Source organism: Microlunatus capsulatus (assembly GCF_017876495.1).
Classification (GTDB): Bacteria; Actinomycetota; Actinomycetes; order Propionibacteriales; family Propionibacteriaceae; genus Microlunatus; species Microlunatus capsulatus.
In genome coordinates, this window is sequence record NZ_JAGIOB010000001.1 from 1970077 (window position 1) to 1996400 (window position 26324).

A 26324-nucleotide genomic window follows, 5' to 3' on the forward strand; every position below is an offset into this window, starting at 1 on the left:
CCGCTCCGTCGTTTCCTCAGAACTGCCCATGGAGAACCAAGTACCGAGCAACTTTCCGGACGAACTTCGTGGAACGTGCCCCAATCGACCCGGGTTTGGTTAGTCTTCCTCAGCACGGCCTGACCCCACCCCCGAGGAGGTCGATGTCTTTCGTCGCCTGGCTGGACCACTCAACTGAGGACGAGCGCCGTGTGCGCGAGATGATTCGGTCGTTCGACCAGCCAGAGACCCAGGACGCTCTCGGCTTCGGTCAGGTCCGCGACGCGTATGGCGACCTCCTCTTCCCGGGAACCTCCACACTGCACACCCGGGCAAAGTACTTGCTTTTCATCCCTTGGTGCTCGATCGCAGCAGCCGGACGCGGATACACCGGGGAACGCCTGGAACGAGCCAGCCGCGACAACGAACGTCGACTAATCCAGACTCTGAGCTCGATACCCGGCGTCCATGGCCTGATCGGCGGTCGACGAGGGTGGACTGTTCGCAATCTGCCCTCGGGGACCTACCGCACCGCCCTCGAGCGCTGGCACATTCAAGGCGATAACGACCAGGACATTCCGTCGCCTGACGACGGCGAGTTGGTCGTCGCCACCCACGGCTGGCACCGCCGGCTTCCGGCGCCACCGCTCGACTTCCCCGAACGGGCTCCTGGGGCCTTCGCGCTCACCTACGGCGAGGCCGAATATCTCCAGGGCCGGCTGCTGAGCATCGACGGTCCGCCGTCGCTCTTCGCCTACCTCGCCGACCACTGCGGCCGCGCGTTGGAGGCGCCACGCCTCTGGAAAGAACCAATTGTCGAACAAGCGCCGCCTCACATCAGGGACGATGTCCAATTGGCTGAGACGTTCTCCACGATCGCCCACGGCGCCAACCTGCTCTACAACTACCTCGTCGCGCGGAAGTACGAGCAGGACGGCTGGACGACAGTCGAGAACCCGGTCGAACGCTACGAGGCGCGGCTCGACGACTGGGCGGTCAAACTCCGGGAGCTGGGACCGTCCTGGCCGTCATGGAGAGACATCCGGACGAGAGCGGCCGACGAGAACGGCAATGTCCTGCGCAACGTGAGTCTAAACGCCTTCGCCGAGGCTTGGTTCTCGCTCGTGGCGCAGGAGGAACCGCACGACCTCTGGCGCTCAGATGCCGCGCAGACGCTCGTACGAAGCCGGGAGGTCTCGATCAAGAGACTCCAATCTCGCTTCACCAACCCGACCATGCTGTCTCGGTGGGGCGGTTCGAGCGGTGCCGGAGCCTTCGAGTTCCGCTGGAGTCAGGCCCGGCAGCTGCTGAACGACGTCATCGCCGGCTTGAGGAGCGATGACGTTGCTGTCGCCTGACGACCGATCGGCGTTGATCAGCGCACTCCGGCCTCCGCTGGGGATGGTGCTGGGCCAAGCCGTGGCCACGACCTTCACGCTCGACCTCGAGACGGCGATGAGCATTCCGATCGCATTTGCCCGCGGTCGGAGCCAGGACCTGAACGACCCGATCTCCGTGATGGAGGCGCTGCGCGACTGCCGGGACCGGATTGACATCTTCTGCCAAGCGGGAGCCATCAGGCCACCGACGACCCAGTCGACGCTGTTCGCGTTCTTGGAGCCGATGATCACCCAGGTCTGGCAGCGGTCGAGGTTGTTCCACCCCAAGATTTGGCTCCTGCGGTACGACGGTCCGCTGGGCTCCCGCATGCGACTGCTGGTGCTCACGCGCAACCTGACGGCCGACCGTGCATGGGACCTCGCGGTGTCCCTCGACGGGGAGGTTGACCCGAAGCAGCGCCGCGACCGTTCTCTCCCGGAGCTGGTGAAGTGGGCGCTCAGCCACACGAAGGGCCCGGCACTCGGCCCACGGCGGCAGGAGAGGCTGCAGGGTCTCTTGGGCGACGCGGCTCGCACGGCTTGGGAGAAGCCGGCCGACGCGTGGGAGGTCACCCTGCACGCCCTCGGCGTCGGGCTGCCGAACACACTCAAGTTGGCTGGGACTCGGGCCCTCGTGGTCTCGCCGTTCATCCAGGCCGACGGTCTCGACCTGATCAAGGCGCGCACCCACGTCGTCGTGTCCCGACCCGAGGAGCTTGACCGGCTCGACGACGCGGCCCTGAGCCGGATCGATGCCCGAGTGCTCAACGAGGCCGCCTGGCTGTCCGAGGGCGGAGAAGACAACCAGCTGACCGGCCTCCACGCGAAGGCCTACGTGATCGAGTACGACCGACGAGCATGGAACATCCTGGGTTCGCCGAACGCCACACGCCCGGGCCTGGTCGGCGACCGGCGAGCGAACATCGAGTTCGCCGTGACCCTCGAAGGGTCCAAGAGGGATTTCGGCCTCGACCGCTGGCTGAGCGACGACAGCCTGGGGCACCTCCTGGTGGACTACGACAGACAGTCGCCGAGTGCTCTCGACGAGACGTCCGAGGCGCTGGAGAGCACGCTTAGCAGTTTGGCGGGCGTCTCCTTCAGCGCTCGAGCGGCTGCCGACGGAGACGCCTGGTCGGAGCTCGTTTGGCCCGAGGAGTCGCTGCTCTACCCGTCGACGCAGCAGGTAGGAGTCGAGCTCCTGACCACCAGGGGGCGCCGACAAGCCTTGTCGAACGGTTCCGTCGATGCTGTCTGCTTCGCGTCCCTCACGATTCCCGAGGTGACCCCGTTCCTGATTCTCACAGTGGAGCAGGACGGGCAGTCGGCATCAGCCTGCCTGCGCGCGACGCTCCTGGACGACGTACCAGAGCGGCTCGACCACGTCCTGATGGGCCAGGTCGACACCGCCGAGAAGTTCCTGCGCTGGCTCCTGATGCTGCTCGCCGAAGATCCCGGGGCCGGCTTTCTCGTGCCCTTGGACGAGGAGCGTTCGGGCGGCTCATGGCTCGTCCAGGCACAGCAGCGCGGCCTGTTCGAGGCCATGGTCACGGGTCTCGCCGACCACCCGGAGCAGCTTCATTTGATCGAGCGCTTCGTCGACAAGGTCCTCAGCTCCCCGGACAACCGCCAGGTCCTGCCCGAGGGCTTCGTCGAGCTGTGGCAGGTCGTGCGCACTGCCCTTGCGCGAGGCACGGCAGCATGACGCACTTCGACGCTGCGCCTATCCTCGACGGGCTGAAGGACTTCCAGCGCGCCACTGTCGAGCACGTCGTTGACCGCTTCTACGGCGACTTCCCGACGAAGCGCTTTCTCGTTGCCGACGAGACGGGCCTCGGCAAGTCTGTCGTGGCCCGTGGAGTGGTCGCACGGGTCATCGAGCGACTGCAGGACGATTCTTCCGTCGACCGGATCGACATCGTGTACGTCTGTTCAAACTTCGACATCGCCCGCCAGAACCTGAAGCGGCTGGACGTCACTGGGGGGTCAGCAACGGTTTCGACCACGCGGCTCACGCTGCTGGCGCGCGACGCAAGGACCTTCCAAGGTGCCGCAGATGTGGCGGCGACGCCGGTCAACGTCATCGCGTTCACGCCCGGCACTTCGTTCAGCAGCGGGTGGGCGACTGGTCACGCGGAAGAACGAGCACTGCTGTACGTCATGCTCGCGGAAGCCTGTCGGCTCGGGCAGCAGCAGAAGAACTACGCGGTCACCCTCCTCCGGGCGACAGCCACCAGGAAAGGGTTCGAAGGGGCCATAGCCAACACCCGACGCGCACTCGACGGTCCGCCCGACGAGGGCATCTCCAACGCGTTCTGGAGCGAGGTGCAGCGACGCGGCCTGGACGTGCGCTTCCTTGACCTGCTCCAGCTCTTGATCGACAAGCGCGCGAAGGACGTGTCCAACGCACTGTGGCCTGAGGTGCGCCGGCTGATCAGCGATCTGCGGCAGTGCCTCGCTCGCGCGTCGGTCGAACGACTTGAACCCGATTTGGTGATATTCGATGAGTTCCAGCGGTTCCGGCACCTGATGGATCCTGAGCAGGGCGGGGAGAGCGCCGAGCTTGCGGAGGCCCTATACGACCATCGCGACACTCGCCTACTGCTGCTGTCGGCGACGCCGTACAAGCCCTTCACCAGCGTCGAAGAGAGCTCAGCCGGCGAGGATCACTACAAGGACTTCCGTCAGACGCTGGGCTTCCTGGCGCAGGACGAGGACTGGGATCGCGAGGTCGACCGCGCCTTGGCCGACTACCGCCGTTCGCTGCTGACGGGCGATGACGCTGATGGGCCTCCAGCCCGGGAGCGCGTGCGTCGGCTGCTCCTCCAGGTGATGAGCCGTACGGAGCGGCCGACGCTGGGTGAGGTGGGCGAGGCTACTGGCGTCCCTCGGCACGACGGCATGCTGAGAGAGCACATGGTGGCGGCCGAGGACCTCTTGGCTGACGACCTCGTCTCTTACGTGGCCATGCGTCAGCTTGCCACGACCATCGATGCCCACATGTCGCTCGACTACTGGAAGTCCGCGCCCTACTTTCTGAACTTCGCCGAGAGCTACCAGATCGGGCAGCGCATCAAGGAGCGGCTGAAGCAACGCGATGTCGGCGAGCTGCTTTCTAGTCTGAGCCTGATCGATCGGCATGCCGTCGGACGATTTGACGACATCGGACTCGGCAACGCACGCCTGCGGGCCGTTGCTGCCCAAACCGTTGACGCGGGCTGGTGGAAGCTGCTCTGGATGCCGCCCTCGATGCCATACGTCCAACTCGAGGAGCCGTTCGGTGCCCTGCGTGAGTCGGGCATCACCAAGCGGCTCGTGTTCTCCGGGTGGAACGCCACCCCGGCCGCTGTGGCTTCGTTGATCAGCTACGAGGTCGAACGGCATCTGATGGGTGGACGTGGGCTTGAAAACGATCCGCTAGCGATCCGCAACGCCACCCGCCGTCTCGCCCTACGGTTCGACCAACCCCGGCCCAACCAGACGGCGATCGCGTTGTTCTGGCCGCAGCCGGAGCTCGCCGAGCTCTGCGACCCGCTCGTGTTGGCACGATCCAGCCCGGGGTTCCTCTCGAGCACCGCGGCGACCGCATACGCCGAGTCACTGATCGCAGAGAGGGTCAAGGGGAACGATGGAGAGGCGGGTGCATCGGCAGCCGAGCTCGCTCTGCGTTGGCCACTCCGTCGACAGCCCGACGCAGGCAGCCTGCCCGGAGGCGACGATTCCGTGGATGACGATACCGACCTCCGCGGCTGGGACCGAGCCATGGAGGAGACGTTCCAGCTTGAACGACGGCCCGCGTCTGCGGCGGACGTAGAGCGCGAAAGTCGCGACCTGGCGGCGTTGGCGCTCTTCGCCCCGGGCAACGCTGCTTGGCGGGCGGTCAGCCGGCTCCTCGGTGAAAGCGACTCCGTCACCCTCGAAGGCAGGTGGCGAGCTGCGCTGACGATCGCGACGGGGCTCCGGACACTCTTTCAGCGTCCCGAGTCCGTCCTAGTCATCGAGCAGGGCGTCGGGGAGAACGACGCTGGAGACAGCTACTGGCGCCAGGTGCTCGCTTACTGCGCAGCCGGCGATCTGCAGGCTGTCCTCGACGAGTACCTGCACCACCTCAGGAGCGAGAAGCCGAGCGGACCGCTCGACGACGAGACGCTCCTCCAGCTGGCGACGTCGGCCTCAGACGTCCTGTCGCTTCGGGCTGTAACTCTCCGCGCCTTCGACCCGCACGCCCCGGCGGACCCGATCACGCTGCGCTGCCGGTTCGCTCTGCGCTACGGCGCCCGCGAGGGAACCGGGACGGACCAGGTGCGGGCGAGCGAGGTGCGTGCCGCATTCAACAGCCCCTTCTGGCCCTTCGTCATGGCTACGACCAGCGCTGGCCAGGAAGGTATTGACTTTCACTGGTGGTGCTCGGCCGTCATCCACTGGAATACCCCGAGCAACCCCGTCGACTTCGAGCAGCGCGAAGGCCGAGTGCACCGCTTCGGTGGCCACGCGGTCCGACGAAACGTGGCCGCCGCGCATCGCCACGACGTTCTGGCGTCGAGTGACGCTGACCCGTGGCGCGCCGCCTACGACGCGGCGCTGGCAGCCTCCGGGGACCTGGGAGAGTTCTCGCCTTACTGGGTTTTCCCGGGCGCGGCCAAGATCGAACGCCACGTGCTCCCGTATCCCTTGAGCCGCGACTTGAGCCGCTATGAACAACTGAAGGTCGACCTGGCCACGTACCGTCTGGCCTTCGGGCAGCCTCGGCAGGAAGACATGTTGGAGTTGATGAAGAGGCGCGGGACGACGCAGGCCACGGAGCCGCTGGACCTACGTCCACCGCCAGGAGCCGCTGAGCGAGACAACCGAGCAGAACCACCGGAGGAAATGCGATGACGGAGAACGAACCACAGGACACGCAGCCTTCCGCAGAGCTGATGCTCGTCCAGGTCAGTGAGGACGCAGCACTGGTCTTCGGCGCTGACTCACCCTCGTGGCTTGAGGTGCAGCCATTCCTTGGGGCGAGTTCGGCCGACCGTGCTCATCTCCACGAAGCTGCTGCGCTGGCGGTCGGCGGCCTGAACGTTGCTCTGCAGATCAGTCCTGCCCTCATGGCTGCCCAGGGCATCGTGCAGCTGTCCCCGACGACGATGGCTGCCCTACGGACGTTGGAGCCGATCGTCGGAGCCAACGGCTGGAACCTCGGAACGCTGCGAGCGGCGGGCAAGTTCGCGCACAGCGTTCAATGGGCGCCGGCGAGTGGGGCTGCTGGCCTTCAGTTCGCCACGAACATGGGTCCAGCGATGACTCTGGTGGCGATTCAGTTGCAGCTGAAGGACATCAGCCGGAAGCTCGACCAGAACATCGACCTGACCAAGGAGGTTCTGACGGAGCTCGGCTGGGCCAACGACGCCGAACTGGTCTCCCTCGTTCGCGATGTGCACCGGGCGTATTCTGAGGCGTTGCACGTCGGCGCGGTGACCCCGCAGATCTACGGCGAGATCCGGGGCAAGGAAGACCGCATCGATAAGGCTCGCACCCTCCTGCTCACCAGGGTCTCCGCCTACGTCACTGAGCTCGAGCAGGCGGACAACCCTGAATCCCGACGCAAGTGGCTCTCGGACCGCGCAGAGCGCAGCTTGAACGACCTCCGCTCGCTCGTTCAGGTGCAGCAGGCGTGGTTCGTCTTCCAGGCGCTCCGGGCCGCCAACGTCGCTGAGTCGGACACCAGCGAGCGGGGGATCAAGCTCACGGCACGGATCAGGGAGACTGCGCAGGAGCAGAACCGCATCACGGCCGACCTGGTCATCGCCCTGGCTGACCGTCTTCAGCGGATGCTGGGTCTGCTGCAGGAATCGGGCGACCGTCGGCTCGGCCGCTTCAAGAGTGCGGCCGAGGCACGGCAGGTGGCGCAAGCCCTGCGCGCCAAGGTCCTCGACGCGCTGCCCGCTGTTGATCGAGCCCTAGGGACACCCGAGGTCTTCCTCGGGCGCTCATCCAAGCTCGAGCGCGCGAGCCGGATGCTGCCTCTGGTCCTAGAGCAGGAGCGACCCCAGACGCTGGCGGCCAGTTGCGAGCTCGGCGCCTTCAACAGCAGTGCGTTCCTCTTCGTGCTGCCCGGCGAGCTGGTCCTCACGCGCGAGAAGGCCCTGTTCAACGACCACGCCCTCGACCACCAGGTGCCCTCCCATTCGATCCGCTACGTCCGTACCGACGCGAAGAAGCGGACCGTCGAGCTCGTCGCCGTCGAACGGACGTTCAAGCTGGAGTGGCCGTCGGATGCCTCGGACGTGGATGTCACCTACGCCAACGACCTGCTGAAGTCGCTGATGAGCCTGCCGCCGGAGGAAATCCCTCAACGGCCGCGATCGACGGCTGCCCTTCTGGCCAGCGTGGCGGCACTCGCCGGAGAACTTGATAGTTAGGTGCTAGAAGTCAACACACGGTCAATCGAAAGGAGCGAGGTGTCGGGCAAAGCCCTCGGAGGTGGCTCCAGCGCTGTCGCCGCATCAGCGCATGCGGCCTGTGCCCGATTCCGTGGCACCGATCCGCTGATCACCGGCGTAACCCGGCGCGCCTTGGCGACCGCTCTCAACTTCCCCGACGACTCGGGCCGCATCCCTGAGGCACGGTGGATGCGGGCGATGACGTTCGAGCGGCTAGTCCGAGACGTCAGATTCGCCAGTGAGGTGGCCACGACGACGGCGGGGCGACTCGGTCTCGATCGGCCGACCGAGGTGGTCACTGTCAACGCGCACCTCAGCGTCGACACCACGGCCAAACTCCTGGGCGACGCGCACGTGCGCGCCGTCTCCCAGCGGGCGGCGACGCTCATCCACGGGCTGGCTGTGCCGTTCGCCGGATTCGAGAAGACCAGAGCCACTGATGTCCGACCTGACTTCGCCGTGGTGGCACCGCAGGTCGGCGAACATAGTCAGGGCAGCTGGCTGGTGATGGGCGACGCCAAGGACTACGAGCGGGTGCGGTCGCGTATCGACGACGGCCGGTTGCTCAAGGGGTTCCTGCAGGTCGCGCTGGGCGCCGAGTCTGCGGATCGATGGTCACACCTACCCGCGGACATGACGGTCCACGGCCACGGCGTGCTCGCCGTCCCGCGCAACGCCTTCCTCCAGCCGGAGGCACTGGTGGAGCTCCTCGACGACCACCGTGCCGAGGTACGTATGCGCCTCGCCGAACGGCGCCGCGAGGCCGCCCGGGAGCCGTACGACGAGAGGGACGAGCTGCCGACGTTCGTCGGCCACCTGCAGGCCACCTTCGACCCGGTGTCCTGCACTACGTGCACGTTGTTCTCCTACTGCCGGAACGAGTTGCGACACTCTGACGACCCCACCGAACTGCTGGTCGAGCTGGGCGTCGCCTCCGACGCCCGACCGCACGTCGTCGGGATGGTTGACGGCTCCGGCGTCATCGGCAGGGCGTCAGCGTCGCTCGTCGCCAATGTAGAGGCCACCCTCACCGGCGTCGGGCGACGGACCGGTCAGTTGCGCACCGATCAAGCCGACCAACCGGGAACGATCAACGTCGTGATCGCCAAGTCCGACGCCGCTGCGCTCGGCGTCCATGGCGTCGCGACCCAACAGGTCACCGCCAGTGGCCGGCAGCCGTGGGAGATCACCGTTGTCGACGACCCGCAGTCGGCCGACACTCGGCGTGCGGTGATGAGGCTGCTGGGCAAGCAGCTCACCCAGGCGATGACCGCTCAGCGAAAGGCGAATCGCGAGGCGCCCAGTCCGGTGCACCTCGTCGTTCCCGACCAGCCCACTGCGGACGTGCTGGTTTCCATCGCCGACAACCTGGCCGGTGTAGAGCTGAGCCGCCTTCGGTGGGAGCGCGACAAGCAGATGGGCCGCGAGGCACTCACCTTCAACGGCGAACCCGCCACCATCCCGCCCAAGCTGCCCGAATCCGACCGCACCGCGGTGTCGTTCCTGCTGGAGGAGGACCGAGCCCGTGCGCTCACGCTGCGCTCACCGATCGTCGACGTCCGTCAGGCTCTGGCTCGGCACGTCGTCGCAGGCGGTCCTGCAGTCAACTCGCTCCGTCTCGACTACCTCGTCGAGTGGGCAAAAGCCCACCCCGACGACCCGCTCGAGCATCGCGAAGTCGCCGACCTGGTCGAGCAGTCCGAGCACACCCCAGGTGCCCGCCTCACCGGGATACGCTCCGACGCGATCCACACCGCCCTCACTGGCTCCGGCTCACACGGGCAGAACCCGAAGCAGAGGCCGGTCGACCCGGTGACGTACGACGCACTCGTACGCGAGGAGCTCGCCTACAAGTGCCAGACGCTGGAGCGCGCGCTCGACGCGCTGGGCTCGTTCCCTGACTCGACGGTGCGCGAGATCCGTCGGGCGATCGAGGGCGACGCGCAGGCGGTGTGGCGACGGCGGCTCTCGCTGCACGCCTCCGACCTCGTCAGGTTCGGCCGCACCTACCGCTTCTGGCGCAACCGCCTGGTCGAGGTGATCGAGCGTGACGGCACGTGTCGAGAGCAGCTGCTCGTCCTGGCCAACCGTCAGGCCGCCGAGGACCTGGCGATCGACGCCGGCACCCGACAGATCGCCGCCGCCACTGTGGCGTCCACGACACCGCTCGTGCTCGACGTCGAATCGCGCCGGATAGGCGATGGTTCACGCGTTGTCCTCCTTCATGCTGGCGATCAGACGTGCGTCGACGACCCGCAGGTCGAGATCAAGCACCAGAAGGGCAGCTTCCGAATCGCCGGGTTGTCCATCGGACCACTCGCCGCGACGGACGACCAGAACCCACATCGCTTCAGCTGGGCACCGTCCATCGCCCCGAGCCTTGAGCAGGGCGATCGGCTGGTCATCGGCGACTTCGAATGGTTCTCCGCGAATAAGGGCAACACCTTCCTCAACGTCACCCGACCCGGCGCCGACGACCAAGCCGCGCCGAAGCCCACCTGTGACCCGCATTCCTACGACGACGACCCCGACGCTCATCAGTACTGCTGCAAGCCGCACGAGATCGCTGAGGCGGACTTCTCCGACGAGCTCGCACGACGCCGGGCGCGGGGCGAACTCAACCCTCAGGTATGGCCTCCTGTTGTCGACGGTGACGCCTTCGAGGTCGTGGCTGCCGGGTCTGCTGTAGGAGACCCGCTGGCGGTGCCCGCCACACCAGTTCCGGACGACGTGACAATGGACGACCTGGAGTGACCGTCGTATTCACTCCCCCACCCCTCGCTGTCACCGGCGACCGGGTACACCACGCTCAGGCCGCGATGCGCAACTCCGCAGTCGCGGACCACGCGAGCGGCGTGCTCCTCGACGCGCTCTCCGGCGACGTCGAGGTCAACCGGATCCTGCTGAAGGCAGCCGCAGGCGCGGGAAAGTCCTACGTACTGCGCCGTCTAGTAGCCGACGCGGTCGCTCATCCGCGGTGCCGTCGCGTAGCGCTGATCGCGTTCCAGAACCGTCAAGTCTGGCCGCTGGCCATTGCGGTTGGGCGGGAGTTGGGCCGCGACCGCGTGTGCCTGTTCGTCGCCAAGGACATGCAGCCGCAGGTCCCGGACGAGGTGCACCAACACGCCGTCGTGGTCTCGGCGACGGCCGCCGTCCCGACCGACGTGGAGGTGCTGATCGCCACCTCCCACAAGCTCGGTGCCTTCACCACGCTGACGCAGCTGCTCGCTCGATTCGGTCCGGCCGCCAACGGTGCGGCGGCGTTCGACGTCCTGTTCGTCGACGAGGCCTGGCAGCTGCCGCACCACCTTTTCGACAGGGTCTCGGGGGCGGCGCCTATCCATCTGGGCGTCGGTGACGTCGGGCAGCTGCCGCCGCTCGAGGTGGGTCAGAACCCGTGGCGTGGCGATCCGCGTCACAACCCGTTCCGCGCGTGGCCGACCGAGTACGACGAGGACGCTCGTACCGTTCCGCTCGAGCTACCAGCGGTCTGGCGACCGGCCGCCGGTCAGCTGAACCTTTGGCGCGCGTTCTACCCCGAGTGGGGGGAGCTGCACTGCGTCGCGGCCCCCGAGGACCGGCGTCTCGTCGTCCAAGGGTTGTCTGGGGTCTCCACCGACGTGTGGACACAGGTCGGCACCGGCGTCCCGACACTGCTCGAGGTCGACGGACTTCCCGACCCGGAGGCGGCCGACGTCGACCTCCCCCTGATGCAGTACGTCGAGTCCCTGCTCGACGAGTTGTTCACAGCCGGGTTCGCGCTCGAGCAGGCGACGTACGCCGACGGCACCGGCACCCCAACCGGCGAGACGATCACGACCGCACCGGGTGCCGGCTCGGGAGACCCCCTGGTGGCGATCCTGGCCACCCGCAACCAAGCCGTGGACGACGCCACCGACGTGGTAGAGCGGCTGCGAGAGCGGCACGGGCTGACTGAGACCGAAATCCTCGCCTCCACGGTAGACCGGTGGCAGGGCCAAACCAACGGAATCACCATCGCGGTGCACCCCCTCACCGGCGCGTCGAAGCTGGACGAGTTCAACTCGGCCTTCGGCCGGTTGGCGGTCGCCTGCACACGCGCGACGCACGGTTTGCTGATGGTCACCCGACCCGGGCTTGACCAGCTGCTGGGTGAAGCGCCGGCTCGGCCCGGGACGCCCTTCGGCGAGCCGGGAAACCGACACTTGCCGCGTCAGACCCACCAACGCATCCTGGCGACGTTCGCTCGTGGAAAGGTGACTGCGTGTCCCGACTGAACGACCTCCTCCGTCAGCTCCGGCTCAAGGACCCTGCCCTGGCAGCAGATCTGCAGCGCGAGGTGGACGCACTTGTCGACCGCCGCGCCTTCGGTTTGAACTTCGAGCGCCACGTCCCCGAGGCGGTCGAACTGCCCGGTCGTAAGGTCCGCCGCGGCGACAAGGTCCGCATCCTGCCGCTGCGCGGCAGCATGCCGACGACAGCGGATCGGCGGCTGTGGCGGGTCGGTAGACTCTCGTCGGGAAAAGCGTCCCTCGAGGCGATGGACGGCGAGGACCCGCGGGACACCGCTATGTCGTCAGTTGACGACTTGGTCGTGGTCGCCGAGTTCCGCGACCCGATCTACCCCGGCCTGATTTCAAACGGCAAGGTCGAGCGCGGCGGCGACGAGCCCTTTCACATAGTCATCAACGCCGAAAATTACCACGCGTTACAAACGCTATTATTCACTCATCGCGGCAAAATTGACTGTATATATATTGATCCACCTTATAACACGGGAAATGAGGGCTGGATCTACAACGACCGTTACGTCGCTGACGACGACCACTACAAGCACAGCAAGTGGCTCGCATTTATGGAGCGCCGGCTGCTGCTTGCGCGTGAACTGCTCAAGGACACCGGGGTGCTGATCGTCGCAATTGGCGACGACGAGCACCACCGGTTGAGGTCGCTGCTCGACCAGATCTTCGGCACGAGCAACTTTCTTGCAAATGTGGCCTGGGAAGGCGTGCGCAAAAATGACTCTAGATACGTTTCCTCCTCGATCGACTACATGCTCATGTACGCAAAATCAGCGGACGGTCTCACCGCCCACAATGTTCGATGGCGCGAGCCTAAACCCGGAGTTTCGGAGGTTGTAAGACAAGGAGGACTAGCGTGGCAAGCTGCTATAGATCTGGGCAAAGTTGGACCAGAAGCGAGCGCGATAGCACAGAATCAACTTCGCCGCTGGTGGAAATCTATTCCGAGCGATCACCCAGCGAAGTCCAACCCTGGGCTAGCAATTTATGATCGCGTCGAGCATCTTCCCGGCCGGGAGGGGTGGGTTTACCGCACGCTGCCGCTAAGCTCGCCAAATCCGCGCGCCAATCTAATGTATGAAGTTATGCATCCGTCGGGCTCGCCTTGCAAGATGCCTCCGAATGGCTGGCGCTGGAGCCGGGACGTCATGTCCGAGCGGATTGCCTCTGGCGATGTCCTATTCGGCGCAACTTCCGAATCGGGCGTCCAATATAAGAGATACCTTACTAGCGACGATTCGCAAGCTGTCAGCCCCGTCTTCAACCAGGACCGCGCGGCGGCTTCGAGCCGCCTGACGTCAATTCTAGGTGAGAGACGATTTCCCTACCCGAAGGATCACACGGTGCTGATGCGATGGTTCAACATCGTCGCGCCGCAGGATGCCCTCATCCTCGACTTCTTCGGCGGCTCCGGCAGCACTTCGGAGGCCGTCATACGGCTCAATGCGGAGGACGGGGGCGCACGTCAGTGTCTTCTAGTCACTAACAATGAGATTCCCTCGACGGACGCGAAGACCCTTGCAAAGGCGGGATACCGGGAGGGAGACCAGGAGTGGGAGAAGTTGGGCGTCCACGACTATGTGGCCAAGCCTCGAATCATTGCGGTGGTAGACGGCGAGCGGCCAGACGGATCGAAGTACCAAGACACTGTTGCGGCAAATATTGAGTTCTTCACCCTCACGTACGAGGCGCCGCTGCGCGTGGCTAGCCACCGTGAGTTCGAGCGGATCGCGCCGCTGCTGTGGTTGCGTGCGGGTTCCGTGGGTCGGCGGATCAACGACATCAAGGCCGGCTGGGACGTGGCCGAGACCTACGGCGTGCTGGCCAACCTCGACCAGGTCGAAGCGTTTCTGCATGCGCTGAAGGAGCAGGAGGCCGCAACTCTGGTCTTCGTGGTGACAGACGAAAACCGGCTCTTCGAGTCGGTGTGTCGCGATCTTCCGGACCACGTGGAGCCGGTGCGGCTCTACGAGTCGTACCTCCGTAACTTCGAGATTGAGTCTGGACGGGGAGCCCGGTGAAGTTCCGGCTGCATGATTACCAGGCCGAGGCCGTCGCTGACGTTCTTGAGCGACTCGAGGAAGCCAAGACAATCTACGAACGCGACGACACGGTGTCGTCGTTCTCGCTGACCGCGAGCACCGGCGCGGGCAAGACGGTCATGGCGGCTGCGGTAATCGAGGCGCTGTTCTACGGCAACAGCGACCTCGACTTCGAGCCGGACCCCGGCGCGGTGGTGATCTGGTTCTCCGACGACCCCAACCTCAACGACCAGACCCGTGGTCGGCTGATGGAGGCCGCGGATAAACTGCTGCACTCCGACCTGGTCACGGTCGCGCCACCCTTTGCCAAGCCCCGGCTCGACCCGGGCAAGGTCTACTTCCTCAACACTCAGCGGCTCGGTCGCAACTCGCTGCTCACCCGTGGGCATGACGCGGACGAGGGTGAGTCGCTCCCGGGCCTCGCTCGCGACGCCCATCCGGACCTGCAGGGTTGGACGATCTGGGAGACGATCGCCAACACCATCCACGCCGAGGACACAACCGTCTACCTGGTTCTCGATGAGGCACACCGCGGGTTCAACACGAAGGCCAAGTCCGAAAAGCCCACGATCATCAAGCGACTGGTCGACGGGCACGCCGGGTACCCACCGATCCCGGTGGTCTGGGGGATCTCGGCCACCATCGAGCGGTTCGAGGTGGCGATGCACGCGGTCAGCCGGACGCGACGCCAGCTCCCCATGGTCACCGTCAACGGCTTCCGCGTGCAGGAGTCCGGCCTCGTGAAGGACACGATCGTCCTCGAGATCCCGGCCGAGGCGGGCGCCTTCGACTCCGTCCTCGTTCGGCGTGCGGCGCGCAAGCTGCGCGAGTCCTCGGAACGGTGGGGCCGGTACGCGGACTCGCAGAGCCTGCCCACCGTCGTGCGACCGTTGCTCGTGCTGCAGTCGCCGGCCGCTCCCGATCCCGACGACATCGCTCGCGCTCTGGACACCATTTTCGCCGAACTGCCCGAGTTGGACGAGGCTTCGGTGCGGCACGTGCTCGGTGAGCACACAGTGCAGAGGTTCGGGACTTGGGAGGTGGAGTACATCGAGCCACAGCGGGTGGAGGACACGACGCGGGTGCGGGTTCTGATCGCCAAGGACGCGATCTCAACCGGGTGGGACTGCCCGCGGGCCGAGGTGCTGGTGTCGTTCCGTCCGGCGAAGGACCACACCCACATCACCCAGCTGCTCGGGCGGATGGTCCGCAACCCGCTCGCGCGGCGGATCCCCGGCGACGAGAAGCTCAACTCGGTCGAGTGCATTCTGCCCTTCTTCGACCGCACCACCGCGGGGAAGGTCGTCAAGTTCCTCACCGGAGCAACCGAGGGCGTCGACCTCGCCGGCAAGAAGGTCATTCATGAGGAGTGCTCCCTCAAGCCGAACCCTGACGTTTCGGACGAGATCTGGTCGTGCTGGGACGCCTTGCCCAGCGAGACCGTGCCCAAGCGTGGGGCGTCGCCGGTTCGGCGGCTCACGTCGCTGGCGCTGGCGCTGTCTCAAGACGGGCTACGCCCTGGGGCGATCGCCGACGCCGAGACGCGGATGCACGTGCTGCTCGACGAGGCGGGGGCGACGCATGCCGACCAGGCGGAACGCGCCGTGGCCGAGGTGTGGGCCGTCCGCGGCCAGTCGATCGCGGGGCGGATCGGCAAGCCGGGAGCGCAGTTGACGTACGCAGACTTCGTCGAACGGGCGGACGACCGCGCGATCCGGGTGGCCTTCGAGGACGCACGTAAGGCATTCGGCCCGGACGTCGCGACGTCGTACGTCAACCACCTGGCGGGCGACGACGACTCCGGCGACGACAGCCTGCGGGAGGCGTACGTCGCCACGGCCGCCCTAGCCACCGTGACCAAGGTCCGCGACCTAGTCGATGGCGCAGCCGCAGCGCTCGCCGCCGACTGGCTCGCAGAGCACGCCGACGCGATCCGTCACCTGACCGACCTGCGTCGGCAGGACTACGAGGAGATCCGGGCGCTCGCTACCAGCCCGCAGCCGGCCAGCCTGGACCGACCACGGACGCGCATCGAGGACTACAAGGTCGAGTTGCCCGACGGCTACCTGGTTGACGCTCCACTAGTGACGCGCCATCTGATGGCCGACGACCACGGTCGCATGCCGATCGGGTCGCTCAACGACTGGGAGCGCGAGGTCTTAACTCGCGAGCTGGCCCGGCCCAGCTCGGTCGGCTGGTACCGCAACCCGCCACGCCAGTCCACCGACTCAATCGGCATCGCCTACCGGGACGAGTTCGGCAACTGGCGCTCGATGCATCCTGACTTCATTTTCTTTAATGAGGTCGACGGAGCCGTCCGACCCTCGATCGTGGACCCGCACGGTCACCATCTCGAGGACTCGATGGTCAAACTGCAGGGCCTTGCTCGCTACGCCGCCGACCACGGCGACCAGTTCGAACGCATCTGGGCCGTATCGTTCCTTGGTCCGGCTATGAAGATCCTCGACCTGAAGCTGACCGTCGTCCGAGACGCAGTCCTCGCCGCTCAAGCGTCGCCCTTGGAGCTTTACGAGTCGACGGTGGCTGTGGAGTATGTTGCCGTTGGTTGAGGTCGTACCCGAGACCACGAGGTGCGCGGCGTCCGGGTGCAGCCCTCGCAGAGAGCCCGGGAATCTCAATTGACTTATTCCCCGCTTCTCTCGTGACGCAATCCCTGGGCAGCACCCCCTTACAGGGATGTCATCACCGCGCTTGCGAAGGCATCGCTCGAGTTCGAAAGTCACACAGTGCGGACACCTCCCGAACGCCTGCCGACCTTCCACGCGCACGAGGAGCCGCCCGCATCGCCTGCACTCGCCCGCGGGCTCACCGGTGGGGGCCGAGCCGCCGAGCTCTCGCCGCTTGGTCACCCGAAGCACTGCGTCGGCGGACCCACACCTTCCGCAAGACGGTGGCGACCCTGCTGGACGGGAGTGGCGCCAGCGCCCGCATAATCGCCGACCAGCTGGGTCACTCTCGGGTGTCGATGACCCCAGGACGTCTACCTCGGCCGGCGGGTCGCGAACGCCGGCAACCTCGCCGCGCTGGGGTCGTACGGACCTCCGTCCGCCAGCTCGGGAACCGAGCCCCCGTGAGGCATTCGTCTCCCCTGACCGCATCCGAGGACGCTGCAGCCGACAAATCCGCCGCTGACTAGGTGACTTGTAGGCCCCGTGGGACTCGAACCCACAACCCGCGGATTAAAAGTCCGCTGCTCTGCCAGTTGAGCTAGAGGCCCCGGTCCGGGCGGCAGCACAGGCGACCCGGTGACCGACAGGACGGATGTGCCGACCCGGCGTCCATCATCGCAGACCGCACCACCCCGGCGCGGCCGACAGAGCAGTTCCCTCAGTGGCTCGACCGCGAAGCCATCACCTCGTCGTAGACGGCCCAGTCGGAGGTGAGCACCGCCGGCCGCCAGCCGACCTCGACGGCGACCCGGTCGAGCAGAGGGTCGAGGTCGGCGACCAATAGGCCGTTGACGACGATGCCGCGGACCCCGCCGGCCGGACCGAGCAGCGCGACGACCGGCCGTCGGCCCATCACCCCAGGGCTGACCTGCCACCTCACCCGGATCTCCCGGGCCTCGTCGAAGCGCAGCCGGGCCAGCACGCGGTCGCCGGCGCGGCGCTCGACGGCGTCGGCGCCCACGTGGACCCGCGTCCTGCTGATCACGCGGAGCAGCACCAACGGCGCGACGAGGACGACGAGACCCACCCCGACGGCCGCGAAAACATAGAGCCCCCGGCCTTCGACGACGTCGAGCGCCTGCCGAAGGATGCCCAGCACCGCGACAGCGCCGAGCACGGCCGCGACGGCCAGCGCCACGACGACGCCCCACCGGGGCGCCAAGACGACGGGCAGGGAGGGATCAGAAGTCACGCGGGCGGAACCGGCCCTCGCGCAGCCGGCCCTCGATGCCCTCAAGGCTGTGCCCGGTGAGCTCCGGCATCCGCAGGTAGACGAAGACCCAGGCAGCGACGTTGAAGGCGGCGTAGAGCCACATCGTCAGGCCCACACCGATGCCCTCGATGATCGACAGCAGCGTGAGCGTGATCAGCATGTTGGTCGCCCACAGCGTCATCGACTGCGCGCTGGTGCCGGCGCTGCGCACGGCGAGCGGGTAGATCTCCGACCCGGTGAGCCAGCCCATCAGCTGCAGGCCGCCGGCGTTGAAAAACATGAAGACGACGAGGCAGGCCACGATGAACGGGACGTCCCCGCGGCCGCTGTGGCCGGTGACGAACAGGGCGCCCAGCACCGCGAGGCTGACGGCCGCACCGGGGACCATGATCAGCGTCAGCCGTCGCCGGCCCACCTTGTCGACGATCGCGAGCCCGACGATCATCATCACCAGGTACGTCACGCCGAGGGCCACGCTCACCCGCAGCGCTGCGGTGGTGGAGAACCCGTTGTCGGTGAGGATCGTCGGGGCGTAGTAGATGATCATCTCGATGCCGCTCAGCTGGGTGAAGACGGCGATGCCGCAGCCCACCACCAGGGCCGGGCGCACCCACCGCTTCCGCAGCCCGCGCCAGCCGCGGTTGCCGCTGCCGGCGTCGCGCTCGCGGTCCTCGAGGGCGACGATCTCGTCCAGCTCCGGACCCAGGTCGCTGCCGTCCTCCCGCACCCCGCGCAGGGCCTCGCGGGCCTCGTCGTGCCGGTCGCCCTTGACGAGCCACCGCGGGCTCTCCGGCAGCCGCAGCATTAGCAGGCCCATGATCAGCGCCGGCACCGCCGCGCTGCCCACCGAGACGCGCCAGGGCACGACCTCGGTCGCCCCCACCAGCGTCGCGATGACGATGCCCGCGCCGATGCCCAGCTGGAAGGTCAGGACCAGGCGACCGCGCTTGCTGGCCGGCGCCAGCTCGGCCACGTACATCGGCACGACCTGGGTGGCGCCGCCGACGGCGAAGCCGAGCACGACGCGCGCCAGAGAGAGGCCGGCGGCGTTCGGGGCGACGGCGCAGGCGAGCGAGCCGACGACGAAGACGGCCGAGACCAGCAGCACCGTGCGACGGCGGCCCAGCCGCTCCGACAGCCGGCTGCAGACGAAGGCGCCCAGCACGGCCCCGAAGAGGATGCTGGCGGCGATCACCTGCTCCATGCCGGTGCCGATGGTGAAGTCCTCGCTGATCTGCAGCAGGGCGCCGGAGATGATGCCGGTGTCGTAGCCGTAGAGCAGGGCCGAGATCGCCGACACGACGGCGGCCATCAGCATCCGCCCGGTCAGGTGCTGCGAGACCTCGGGCCCGGTGCGGTCGCCCTTGCGGGCGGATGAGGTCGACTGCGCCTCTGCGGTCATGGGGGAGGTCTCCTGGGAGGGGCGGCGGACGCGCCAGCCACGTCCCTCCCGGACGGTATGCCACCCCGTCCGAGCGGCGACGGCACCCCCGGTCGCGCCCTCACGAGAGGCCTCGGAGCTGGAGCGGGGACGAAAGTCCTGGGGCAGTTGGGACGACTGTTACACGACAGAAACATGACGGACGGCGTTCCGTCGGTACTGTCTCCCGCGAGGTCCGGTACAAGCAGCCGCACGGCTGCCTCGCCCGCGGGGGTCGGGCAGGACCAGATCCGGGCGAGGCGCCGCCTCGCCGCACCGCACCCGGGCGACCGGGCGACCGACGAGGACCGACCCCATGCTCCGCACGCTCGCACTCCCCCTGCTCACCCTGCTGACCCTGCTCGGCCTGGTCGTGACCGCGACGCCCGCCTCGGCGGCCCCGAAGCCCGCGGCCGTCCCGGTGCTGCCGGTGGTCGACATGACCGCCCTGACCGCCGCCGCGCACGTCGAGGGCTACCGCGGCAACCAGCCGGCCCTCGGCGACGACGACTCGACCCGGCTCGTCCAGCTGGCCCTGACCGCCCGCGGCTTCCGCGTCGTCGCCGACGGCCACTACGGCCGGGCCACCACGGCGGCCTACATCAAGTACCAGCGCTCGCTGGGCTACAAGGGCGTCGACGCCAACGGCATTCCCGGCCCGCAGTCCCTGGCCCGGCTCGGCCAGGGCCGGTTCGCCGTCGCCCGGGTGGTGCAGATCGGCAGCCGCAACGACCGCTACGGCACCAAGCGGGTCAACACCCGGACCCGGCAGATGCTCACCGCGGCCGACGCCACCGTCCCCTGGACCATCACCGTCACCCAGGGCTCCTACTGCGTGCTGACCAAGGCCGGCTGCGCGAAGGCGTCCGGCGGCACCCACGACGCGGGCGGCAGCATCGACCTCAAGGTCGCCGGGATGACGAGCACCCAGCGCTGGCGGACCGTGCAGGCCCTGCGCCAGGTGGGCTTCGCCGCCTGGCTGCGGCTGCCCAGCCAGTGCGGCGGCTGCTGGCCGGCCCACATCCACGCCATCGCGATCGGCGACACCGACCTGTGGCAGAAGAACGGCAAGTACACCAACCGCGACCAGGTCGCCGACTACTTCGTCGGCCGCAACGGCCTGGCCGGGCACGCCCGGGACAACACCCCCACCCGCTACCGCACCCCCTTCACCACCTGGGAGCGCTACGCCGGGATCGTCTGACCCCCGCGTCCCCCTGACGTACCGCACCCCCCGACCTCTGCAGGTCGGGGGCTGCGGGCGCTCAGAGCTTGTCGAACCACGGCTCCAGGCGCTGGTAGGCCTCCATGAACAGGGCGTACTCGCCCGCGTACCGGGCGTGCCGGTCCGGCTCGGGGGCCTGGGAGGTGAGCTCCTCGGAGAACCGTCCGGCGACGTCGAAGTCGTCGAAGATGCCGACCCCCACGCCGCCGACGATCGCCGCGCCCACCGCCGTCGCCTCGTCCACGAGGTTCCGCCGGGTCACCGGCACGCCCCAGACGTCGGCGAAGACCTGCAGCAGCAGCCGCGAGTTCGCCGCCCCGCCGATGGCGTCGACGGCCTCGATGGGCGTCCCGTTCTCCACGAACGCCAGCAGGCCCGTGTAGAGGTTGAAGGCCACGCCCTCGAGGACGGCCCGGGTGAGGTGCGCCGGCCCGTGGTGCCGGCCCAGACCGGCGAAGACCGCGCGCGCCGCGGGGTTCCAGTAGGGCGAGCGCTCCCCCAGCAGGTGCGGCAGGAAGTAGAGGCCGTCCTCGCTGGCCTGGACGTCGGCCGCGTCGGCCAGCAGCCGGGCGTAGCGGTCGTCCTGACCGGGGGCGAGGGTGTCGATCACCCACTCCAGCGACGCGCCGCCGGCCTGCATCGTCGCCGTCGGCACGTAGCGCCCTGGCAGCACGTGGTTGAAGGTCATGCTGCGCATCTGCGGGTCGTGCAGCGGCGCGTCCGCGGCGACGGAGACCCACGACGACGAGCCCAGGTAGCCGTAGGCGCCGGACTCCGGCCCGAGGATGCCGGCACCCAGCGCGCCCATCGGGCCGTCGCCACCACCCATCACCACGGGGGTGCCGGCGGCCAGGCCGGTCGCGGTGGCAGCCTCGTCGGTGACTCGGCCCACGACCGCCGTCGAGGCGACGACGTCGGGGAACAGCGACAGCGGCAGGGCGGCGGCCTCGAGCAGCTCGTCGGACCAGCGGCCGGCGGCCTGGTCGTAGGCGTTGGTGCTGGAGGCGTCGGACGGGTCCGTGGCCAGCACGCCCGTCAGCCGGAAGGCCACGTAGTCCTTGGCCAGCACGACCTTCTGCGCCCGGGCGAACGTCTCGGGCTCATGATCACGGACCCACATGACCTTGGACAGCGAGTACGTCGGGTTGAGCCGGTGGCCGGTGATCCGGTACCCGCGCTCCATGCCCACGCGCTCCACCAGGGTGGCGGTCTGGGCCACCGAGCGGGTGTCGGCCCAGATGATCGCCGGCCGCACCGGGACGCCGTCGCCGTCCAGCAGCACGGCGCCCATCATCTGCCCCGAGAAGGAGACGACCTCGACGTCGGCGGGCGCCACGGAGGCCTGCGCCAGCAGGTCCCGGGTGGCGCGGCAGACGGCGTTCCACCAGTCGCCGGCGTCCTGCTCGGCCTTGCCGCGGGGCCCGAAGTCGGTGCCGTAGGTCGCCGTCACGGCGGCCACCACCCGGCCCTCGTCGCTGACCAGCGTGGCCTTGTCCCCGGTGGTGCCGAGGTCGTGCGAGATGATCATGCCCGCTGGTACCCGCGGTGGTCGGGGTTCTCCCGCACCCGGTACCCGGCGCCGTCCACCTCGACCAGCGACCGCATGCCGCCGGCCCGCTCGATGATCGCGTAGTCCTGGCCGGCGTCCGCGGCGTAGGTGAAGAGGGTGGCGAAGCGCTCGTCGCCGACGTTGACGCTGCGGTGCACCCAGTGCCCCGGCACGTAGACGGCCTTGCCCGGGGTCACCTCGACGACGTGGCTCTGGCCGTCGAGGCTGTCCAGCACCATGACGCCGCGCCCGCTCAGCCCGACGTAGAGCTCGGAGCGGTCCGAGACGGCGTGCAGGTGGCCGCGGGTCATCGCGTACTCCCGGCCGACGGTGCCCGGCTCCAGCACGCTGATGCCGGTGATCAGCCCGCCGGGGCCGTCCTCGGTCTGGGTGGTCTCCACCCAGTAGACGGGGCTGCCGTCGTCGGTCGAGAGGCGGTGCGCGTAGGCATCCGGGTCGCGGTACAGGCCCTCCAGGTCGGGCAGGAACTTCTCGTACCGCCCGTTGCTGCCCTCCAGCCGGCCCTCCTCGGGCCGCAGGGTCAGGGTCACCGGCGGCACCGGCCGCACCTCGGGTTCTGTCATCGTCTCTCCTCCTCGTGCTCGGTCGTCCCGGTCCCGCTGAGCCAGCGGGCGGGGTTGGTCTGGGTCAGCGCCGTCACCAGCGCCGGCGAGGTCGCGCGCGCCAGTCGGGGCAGCACCCGCTCGCCCAGGTAGGCCAGGCCCGGCATCCCGCCGTAGCCGCGGTACCGGGTGGCCCGGGCGACGTCGCCGCCCAGCAGCAGCCGCTCGCCCGCCCCCTGCTCGGCGGCGCGCACCAGGCAGTCCAGCAGCAGGCTGTCGGGCCAGCGCTGGCTGCGGGCCCAGCCGTCGTAGCCGAGGTACGCGCCGGCGGCGGCCAGCTCGGCGTGCAGGCCCGGGTCGGGGTTGCGGTCGACGTGGGCCAGCGCGACGGCGGAGGCGGGCACGCCGAGGACCTCCAGTGCGCGGAGGACCTCGAAGGCGGCGCTGCCGTGCTCGAGGTGCACCATGACGGCCGCTCCGGTGCGCGTCCAGGTCGCGGCCACCGCGGCCAGCACCCGCTGCTCGAAGGCGCCGATGCTCCAGTAGCCGATGCCCGCCTTCACGACGCCGGCGCGCACCGGACGGCCGTCGTGAGCCAGGGCGGGGGCGCCGCGCCCGGGGCCGTCGACGTCGGGCTGGCCGTCGACGACGTCGGCGGTGAAGCGGTCGGCCAGCTGCGCCTCGGTGAGCTCGAGCAGCCAGTGGCCCGCGCCGTAGTGCGGCTCGCGGTGGGCGCCGGTGGTGGCGACGACGTGCAGGCCGCTCGTCGCGGCCACCCGCGCGAGAGCCGACGGGCGCCGGCCGAGGGCGGTCGGGGTGGCGTCGACGACGGCGGGGAACCCGGACGCGCGCAGCGAGACCGCCTCCACCAGGCTGCGGGGCTCGTCGTCGAGCTCGTCGCCCGGCAGCAGCGGGCTCACCTGGAAGAGGTGCTCGTGGTAGTTCGTGGCCCCGAGCGCGTCGGCCGGGATCTCGCCCAGGACTGTGGTGATCACCGGTGCTCGGAGGCGATCCGGCCGAGCTCGTCGACGGTGGCCGGCGGCATCGGGACGTCGAACACCTCGGCGACGGCCTGGGTCCAGCCGTGCACGAAGTAGCGCCAGCCGTCCTCCACGTGCAGGCCGCGCTCCTCCTGCTGGGCCAGCGCCTGGTGCCAGAAGTCGAGGGGGCCGCGGTAGTTGAACTCCCAGACGACCCCGCGCTCGGGGAAGCGGACGGCGCCCGATGTCGGCGAGCCGGGCCGGTCCTTGCCCATCCCGGTCGCGTTGACGACGAGGCTGGCCGGCGGCAGCGCGGCGACCAGGGCGTCGACGTCGTCGGCGTCCCGGGTGACGGCGTAGCGGACCAGGCCCTCGGGGAGGCCGGCGCGCTCGTGCACGGCGCGGGCGTGGTCGAGGGGCTCCTGGTCCAGCGCGGTGCAGGTGATCCGCCCGGGCCGGTCGGCGCGGACGCCGAGCTGGTGGCTGAGGGCGGTGCCGGCGCCGCCGGTGCCCAGCACCAGCGCCTCGCCGCCGCCCGCGGCGAAGTGGTCGGGGGCGACGAACTCCTCCAGGGCCAGCCGGGCGGTCACCGGGTCCTTCGCGCTGCCGACCAGCCGGTCGCCGCGCTTGGCGATGCAGGAGATCTCGCCGAAGGTCTCGGCCAGCTCGTCGCAGTCGTCGAACAGGTCACGGGCGGCGGCGTGCACGGCCATCTTGTGCGTGGTGACCAGGGCGCCCCAGTGCTCGGGGTCGTCGCGGATCGCGGTGACGACGTCGCGGTACACCTCCGGCGGGGAGTCCAGGGCGACGTCGTGGCCCACCAGGGTGCGGGTGGGCAGCGCGAGGGCGTCGGCCCACTCGGGGAAGACCCGGCGGATCGACGAGCCGCCGGTGCTGACGCCGACGAAGCCCATGTAGGACGTCGAGCCGCGGGTCACGCCCGGGCCTCCCGGGCCGCCGCGGCGAACTCCCGGGCGTTGGCGGTGATGGTGTCCCAGTCCCCGCCGGCCATCGCGGCGGCCGGGCACAGCTCCCCGCCCGCCCCGACCGCGACCGCGCCGGCCGCCAGCCACTCCGCGAGGTTGCCGGCGTTGACGCCGCCGGTGGGCACGAAGTCGACGTGCGGGAACGGGCCGCGCAGGGCCTTGAGGTAGGCCGGGCCGCCGAGCGAGGCCGGGAACAGCTTGACGACGTGCACCCCGAGCCGGAGCGCCGTCATCACCTCGCTGGGCGTCAGCGCGCCGGACAGAACGGTCACCCCGGTGCCGAGCATGGCACCGGCGAGCTCGGCGTCCGTGCCGGGGCTGACGAGGAACTCCGCCCCGGCGTCGACGGCCTCGCGGGCCTGCCGCGGCTCCAGCACGGTGCCCGCGCCCAGGTGCACGGCGTCGCCGTGCCGGCGGCGGACCTCGCGGATCACCGCGGCGGCGTCGGGGGTGCTGTAGGTGATCTCGATGCCGGTGACCCCGCCCGCGACCAGCGCGTCGCTGGCCCGGATGCCCGCCTCGGCCGTCGGCGCCCGGAGGACGGCGACGACGGTGGCGGCGCGGAGGGCGGTGAGGTCGTCAGCGGGGCGCGGGCTGGTCATCGGGGGCCTCCAGGCAGGGGGACGAGGTTCGGGGGCTGGTCGCCCCGCAGGTGGGCGAGCACGGCGTCGACGGCGCCGCGGCCCATGCCGTCGACGGCCTGCACCGTCTGGGCGGCGGAGTGCGGGGTGAGGACGGTGCGGTCGAGCAGGTCGTCGGCCAGCAGCGGGTTGGCGTGGTCGCCGGCCTCGCTGCCCAGCACGTCCGAGGCGTAGCAGCGGAGCCGGCCGTCCCGCAGCGCCTGGGCCAGGGCGGGCTCGTCGACGAGGGTCGCGCGGGCGGTGTTGACGAGCACGAGCGCGGGCCGGACCAGGCCGAGGAAGCGCGCGTCGACCACGACCTCCTCCCCCGGCGCGTGCAGGGAGATGACGTCGGACCCGGCGGCCAGAGTGTCGAGGTCGACGCCCTCGATACCCAGCCGGTCCAGCTCGGCGGGCGGCACCCACGGGTCGAACCCGAGCAGCCGCGGCCCGAAGCCCGACAGCCGGGCGGCGACGGCGCGGCCGATCCGGCCCAGTCCGACGATGCCGACGGTGAGCGTGCCGAGCTCGCGGGTGCGCTGCACGGCCCAGCGGCCGGCCCGGACGCCGCGGTCGCCCTGCGGGACGTCGCGCAGGCCGGCGAGCAGGAGGGCGACGGCGTGGTCGGCGACGGCGCCGGTGTTGGCGCCGGGGGTGTTGGTGACGAGCACGCCGCGCGCGGCGGCGGCCCCGAGGTCGACGGCCTCGTACCCGACGCCGTAGCGGGCGACGATCTGCAGGCCGGGGGCCGCGTCGAGGTGGGCGGCGGTCACGGGACCGGTGCCGGCGATCCACGCGGTGGCGTCGGCGAGCAGGGGCCGGAGCGCGTCGAGGTCGTGGGTGGAGGGACCGGTGACCATCCGGGCGCCGACCGCCTCCAGCTCGGCCGCCAGGTCGAGGTCACCGGAGGAGAACGAGCGGCTGGTGACCAGCACGAGGGGCGACGTCGGCACCAGGGAAAGGTAGTCCTGTA

General features: G+C 69.0%; 17 protein-coding genes and 1 tRNA gene. 9 read left to right on the plus strand and 9 right to left on the minus strand.

Features of this window, described 5'->3' with window-relative positions; genetic code table 11:
* The first annotated feature begins 143 nt into the window (after positions 1-143).
* From JOF54_RS09050 to JOF54_RS09085, 8 genes are all read left to right on the plus strand, one after another.
* Positions 144-1337 carry a DUF6361 family protein gene (locus JOF54_RS09050; RefSeq protein WP_210054913.1) on the plus strand — a complete coding sequence of 398 codons (1194 nt, stop codon included), beginning with the start codon at positions 144-146 and terminating at the stop codon, positions 1335-1337.
* Entirely contained in the window at positions 1318-3060 is a 1743-nt protein-coding gene (locus tag JOF54_RS09055; RefSeq protein ID WP_210054915.1) for a phospholipase D family protein, read from the plus strand. Before JOF54_RS09050 ends, JOF54_RS09055 begins: the two co-directional genes overlap by 20 nt.
* The gene (locus tag JOF54_RS09060) at positions 3057-6233 is read left to right on the plus strand and encodes a C-terminal helicase domain-containing protein (RefSeq protein WP_210054917.1); all 3177 of its coding nucleotides are present in this window, start codon (positions 3057-3059) and stop codon (positions 6231-6233) included. Before JOF54_RS09055 ends, JOF54_RS09060 begins: the two co-directional genes overlap by 4 nt.
* The gene (locus JOF54_RS09065; RefSeq protein WP_210054919.1) at positions 6230-7762 is read left to right on the plus strand and encodes a hypothetical protein; all 1533 of its coding nucleotides are present in this window, start codon (positions 6230-6232) and stop codon (positions 7760-7762) included. Before JOF54_RS09060 ends, JOF54_RS09065 begins: the two co-directional genes overlap by 4 nt.
* 39 nt (positions 7763-7801) lie before the next feature.
* Positions 7802-10537 (plus strand): hypothetical protein, encoded by a 2736-nt coding sequence (locus JOF54_RS09070; protein WP_210054921.1) that lies wholly within the window; start codon positions 7802-7804, stop codon positions 10535-10537.
* A gap of 65 nt (positions 10538-10602) precedes the next feature.
* Positions 10603-12039: an AAA family ATPase gene (locus JOF54_RS09075; protein ID WP_210054923.1), complete on the plus strand. Its 1437-nt coding sequence runs from the start codon at positions 10603-10605 to the stop codon at positions 12037-12039.
* Positions 12027-14084 (plus strand): site-specific DNA-methyltransferase, encoded by a 2058-nt coding sequence (locus tag JOF54_RS20925; protein ID WP_307803991.1) that lies wholly within the window; start codon positions 12027-12029, stop codon positions 14082-14084. Before JOF54_RS09075 ends, JOF54_RS20925 begins: the two co-directional genes overlap by 13 nt.
* Positions 14081-16675, plus strand: coding sequence for a DEAD/DEAH box helicase (locus tag JOF54_RS09085; RefSeq protein WP_210054925.1), 2595 nt, complete (start codon positions 14081-14083; stop codon positions 16673-16675). The genes JOF54_RS20925 and JOF54_RS09085 overlap by 4 nt, the downstream gene beginning before the upstream one ends.
* 595 nt (positions 16676-17270) lie before the next feature.
* Here JOF54_RS09085 and JOF54_RS09090 read toward each other — a convergent pair.
* The 3 genes from JOF54_RS09090 to JOF54_RS09100 all read right to left on the minus strand — a co-directional run bounded on the left by JOF54_RS09090 (position 17271) and on the right by JOF54_RS09100 (position 19557).
* Positions 17271-17343 (minus strand) — tRNA-Lys (locus tag JOF54_RS09090).
* A 110-nt stretch (positions 17344-17453) separates the two neighbouring features.
* Complete coding sequence (locus JOF54_RS09095) at positions 17454-17987, minus strand: hypothetical protein (RefSeq protein ID WP_210054929.1); 534 nt, start codon at positions 17985-17987, stop codon at positions 17454-17456.
* Positions 17977-19557 (minus strand): sugar porter family MFS transporter, encoded by a 1581-nt coding sequence (locus tag JOF54_RS09100; RefSeq protein ID WP_281073669.1) that lies wholly within the window; start codon positions 19555-19557, stop codon positions 17977-17979. Before JOF54_RS09100 ends, JOF54_RS09095 begins: the two co-directional genes overlap by 11 nt.
* A 187-nt stretch (positions 19558-19744) precedes the next feature.
* Here JOF54_RS09100 and JOF54_RS09105 point away from each other — a divergent pair, with 187 nt between their 5' ends.
* Positions 19745-20632: a peptidoglycan-binding domain-containing protein gene (locus JOF54_RS09105; RefSeq protein WP_210054933.1), complete on the plus strand. Its 888-nt coding sequence runs from the start codon at positions 19745-19747 to the stop codon at positions 20630-20632.
* A 61-nt stretch (positions 20633-20693) separates the two neighbouring features.
* Here the strand turns inward: JOF54_RS09105 and xylB are convergent, their stop codons facing one another.
* Genes xylB through JOF54_RS09135 form a run of 6 tightly spaced genes read right to left on the minus strand, consistent with a single transcriptional unit; the run spans position 20694 to position 26304 of the window.
* Positions 20694-22181, minus strand: a complete 1488-nt coding sequence (xylB, locus tag JOF54_RS09110; RefSeq protein ID WP_210054935.1) for a xylulokinase — start codon at positions 22179-22181, stop codon at positions 20694-20696.
* On the minus strand, positions 22178-22786 hold the full coding sequence (locus JOF54_RS09115) for a glucose-6-phosphate isomerase family protein (protein WP_210054937.1): 609 nt from the start codon (positions 22784-22786) through the stop codon (positions 22178-22180). Before JOF54_RS09115 ends, xylB begins: the two co-directional genes overlap by 4 nt.
* Positions 22783-23760 carry a phosphotriesterase family protein gene (locus JOF54_RS09120; RefSeq protein ID WP_210054938.1) on the minus strand — a complete coding sequence of 326 codons (978 nt, stop codon included), beginning with the start codon at positions 23758-23760 and terminating at the stop codon, positions 22783-22785. Before JOF54_RS09120 ends, JOF54_RS09115 begins: the two co-directional genes overlap by 4 nt.
* A complete protein-coding gene (locus JOF54_RS09125) occupies positions 23757-24683 on the minus strand; it encodes a shikimate dehydrogenase family protein (RefSeq protein WP_210054941.1) in 927 nt (308 codons plus the stop codon). The genes JOF54_RS09120 and JOF54_RS09125 overlap by 4 nt, the downstream gene beginning before the upstream one ends.
* Positions 24680-25333, minus strand: a complete 654-nt coding sequence (locus JOF54_RS09130; RefSeq protein ID WP_210054943.1) for a bifunctional 4-hydroxy-2-oxoglutarate aldolase/2-dehydro-3-deoxy-phosphogluconate aldolase — start codon at positions 25331-25333, stop codon at positions 24680-24682. The genes JOF54_RS09125 and JOF54_RS09130 overlap by 4 nt, the downstream gene beginning before the upstream one ends.
* Positions 25330-26304, minus strand: coding sequence for an NAD(P)-dependent oxidoreductase (locus tag JOF54_RS09135; protein ID WP_210054945.1), 975 nt, complete (start codon positions 26302-26304; stop codon positions 25330-25332). The genes JOF54_RS09130 and JOF54_RS09135 overlap by 4 nt, the downstream gene beginning before the upstream one ends.
* Positions 26305-26324: the final 20 nt, after the last annotated feature.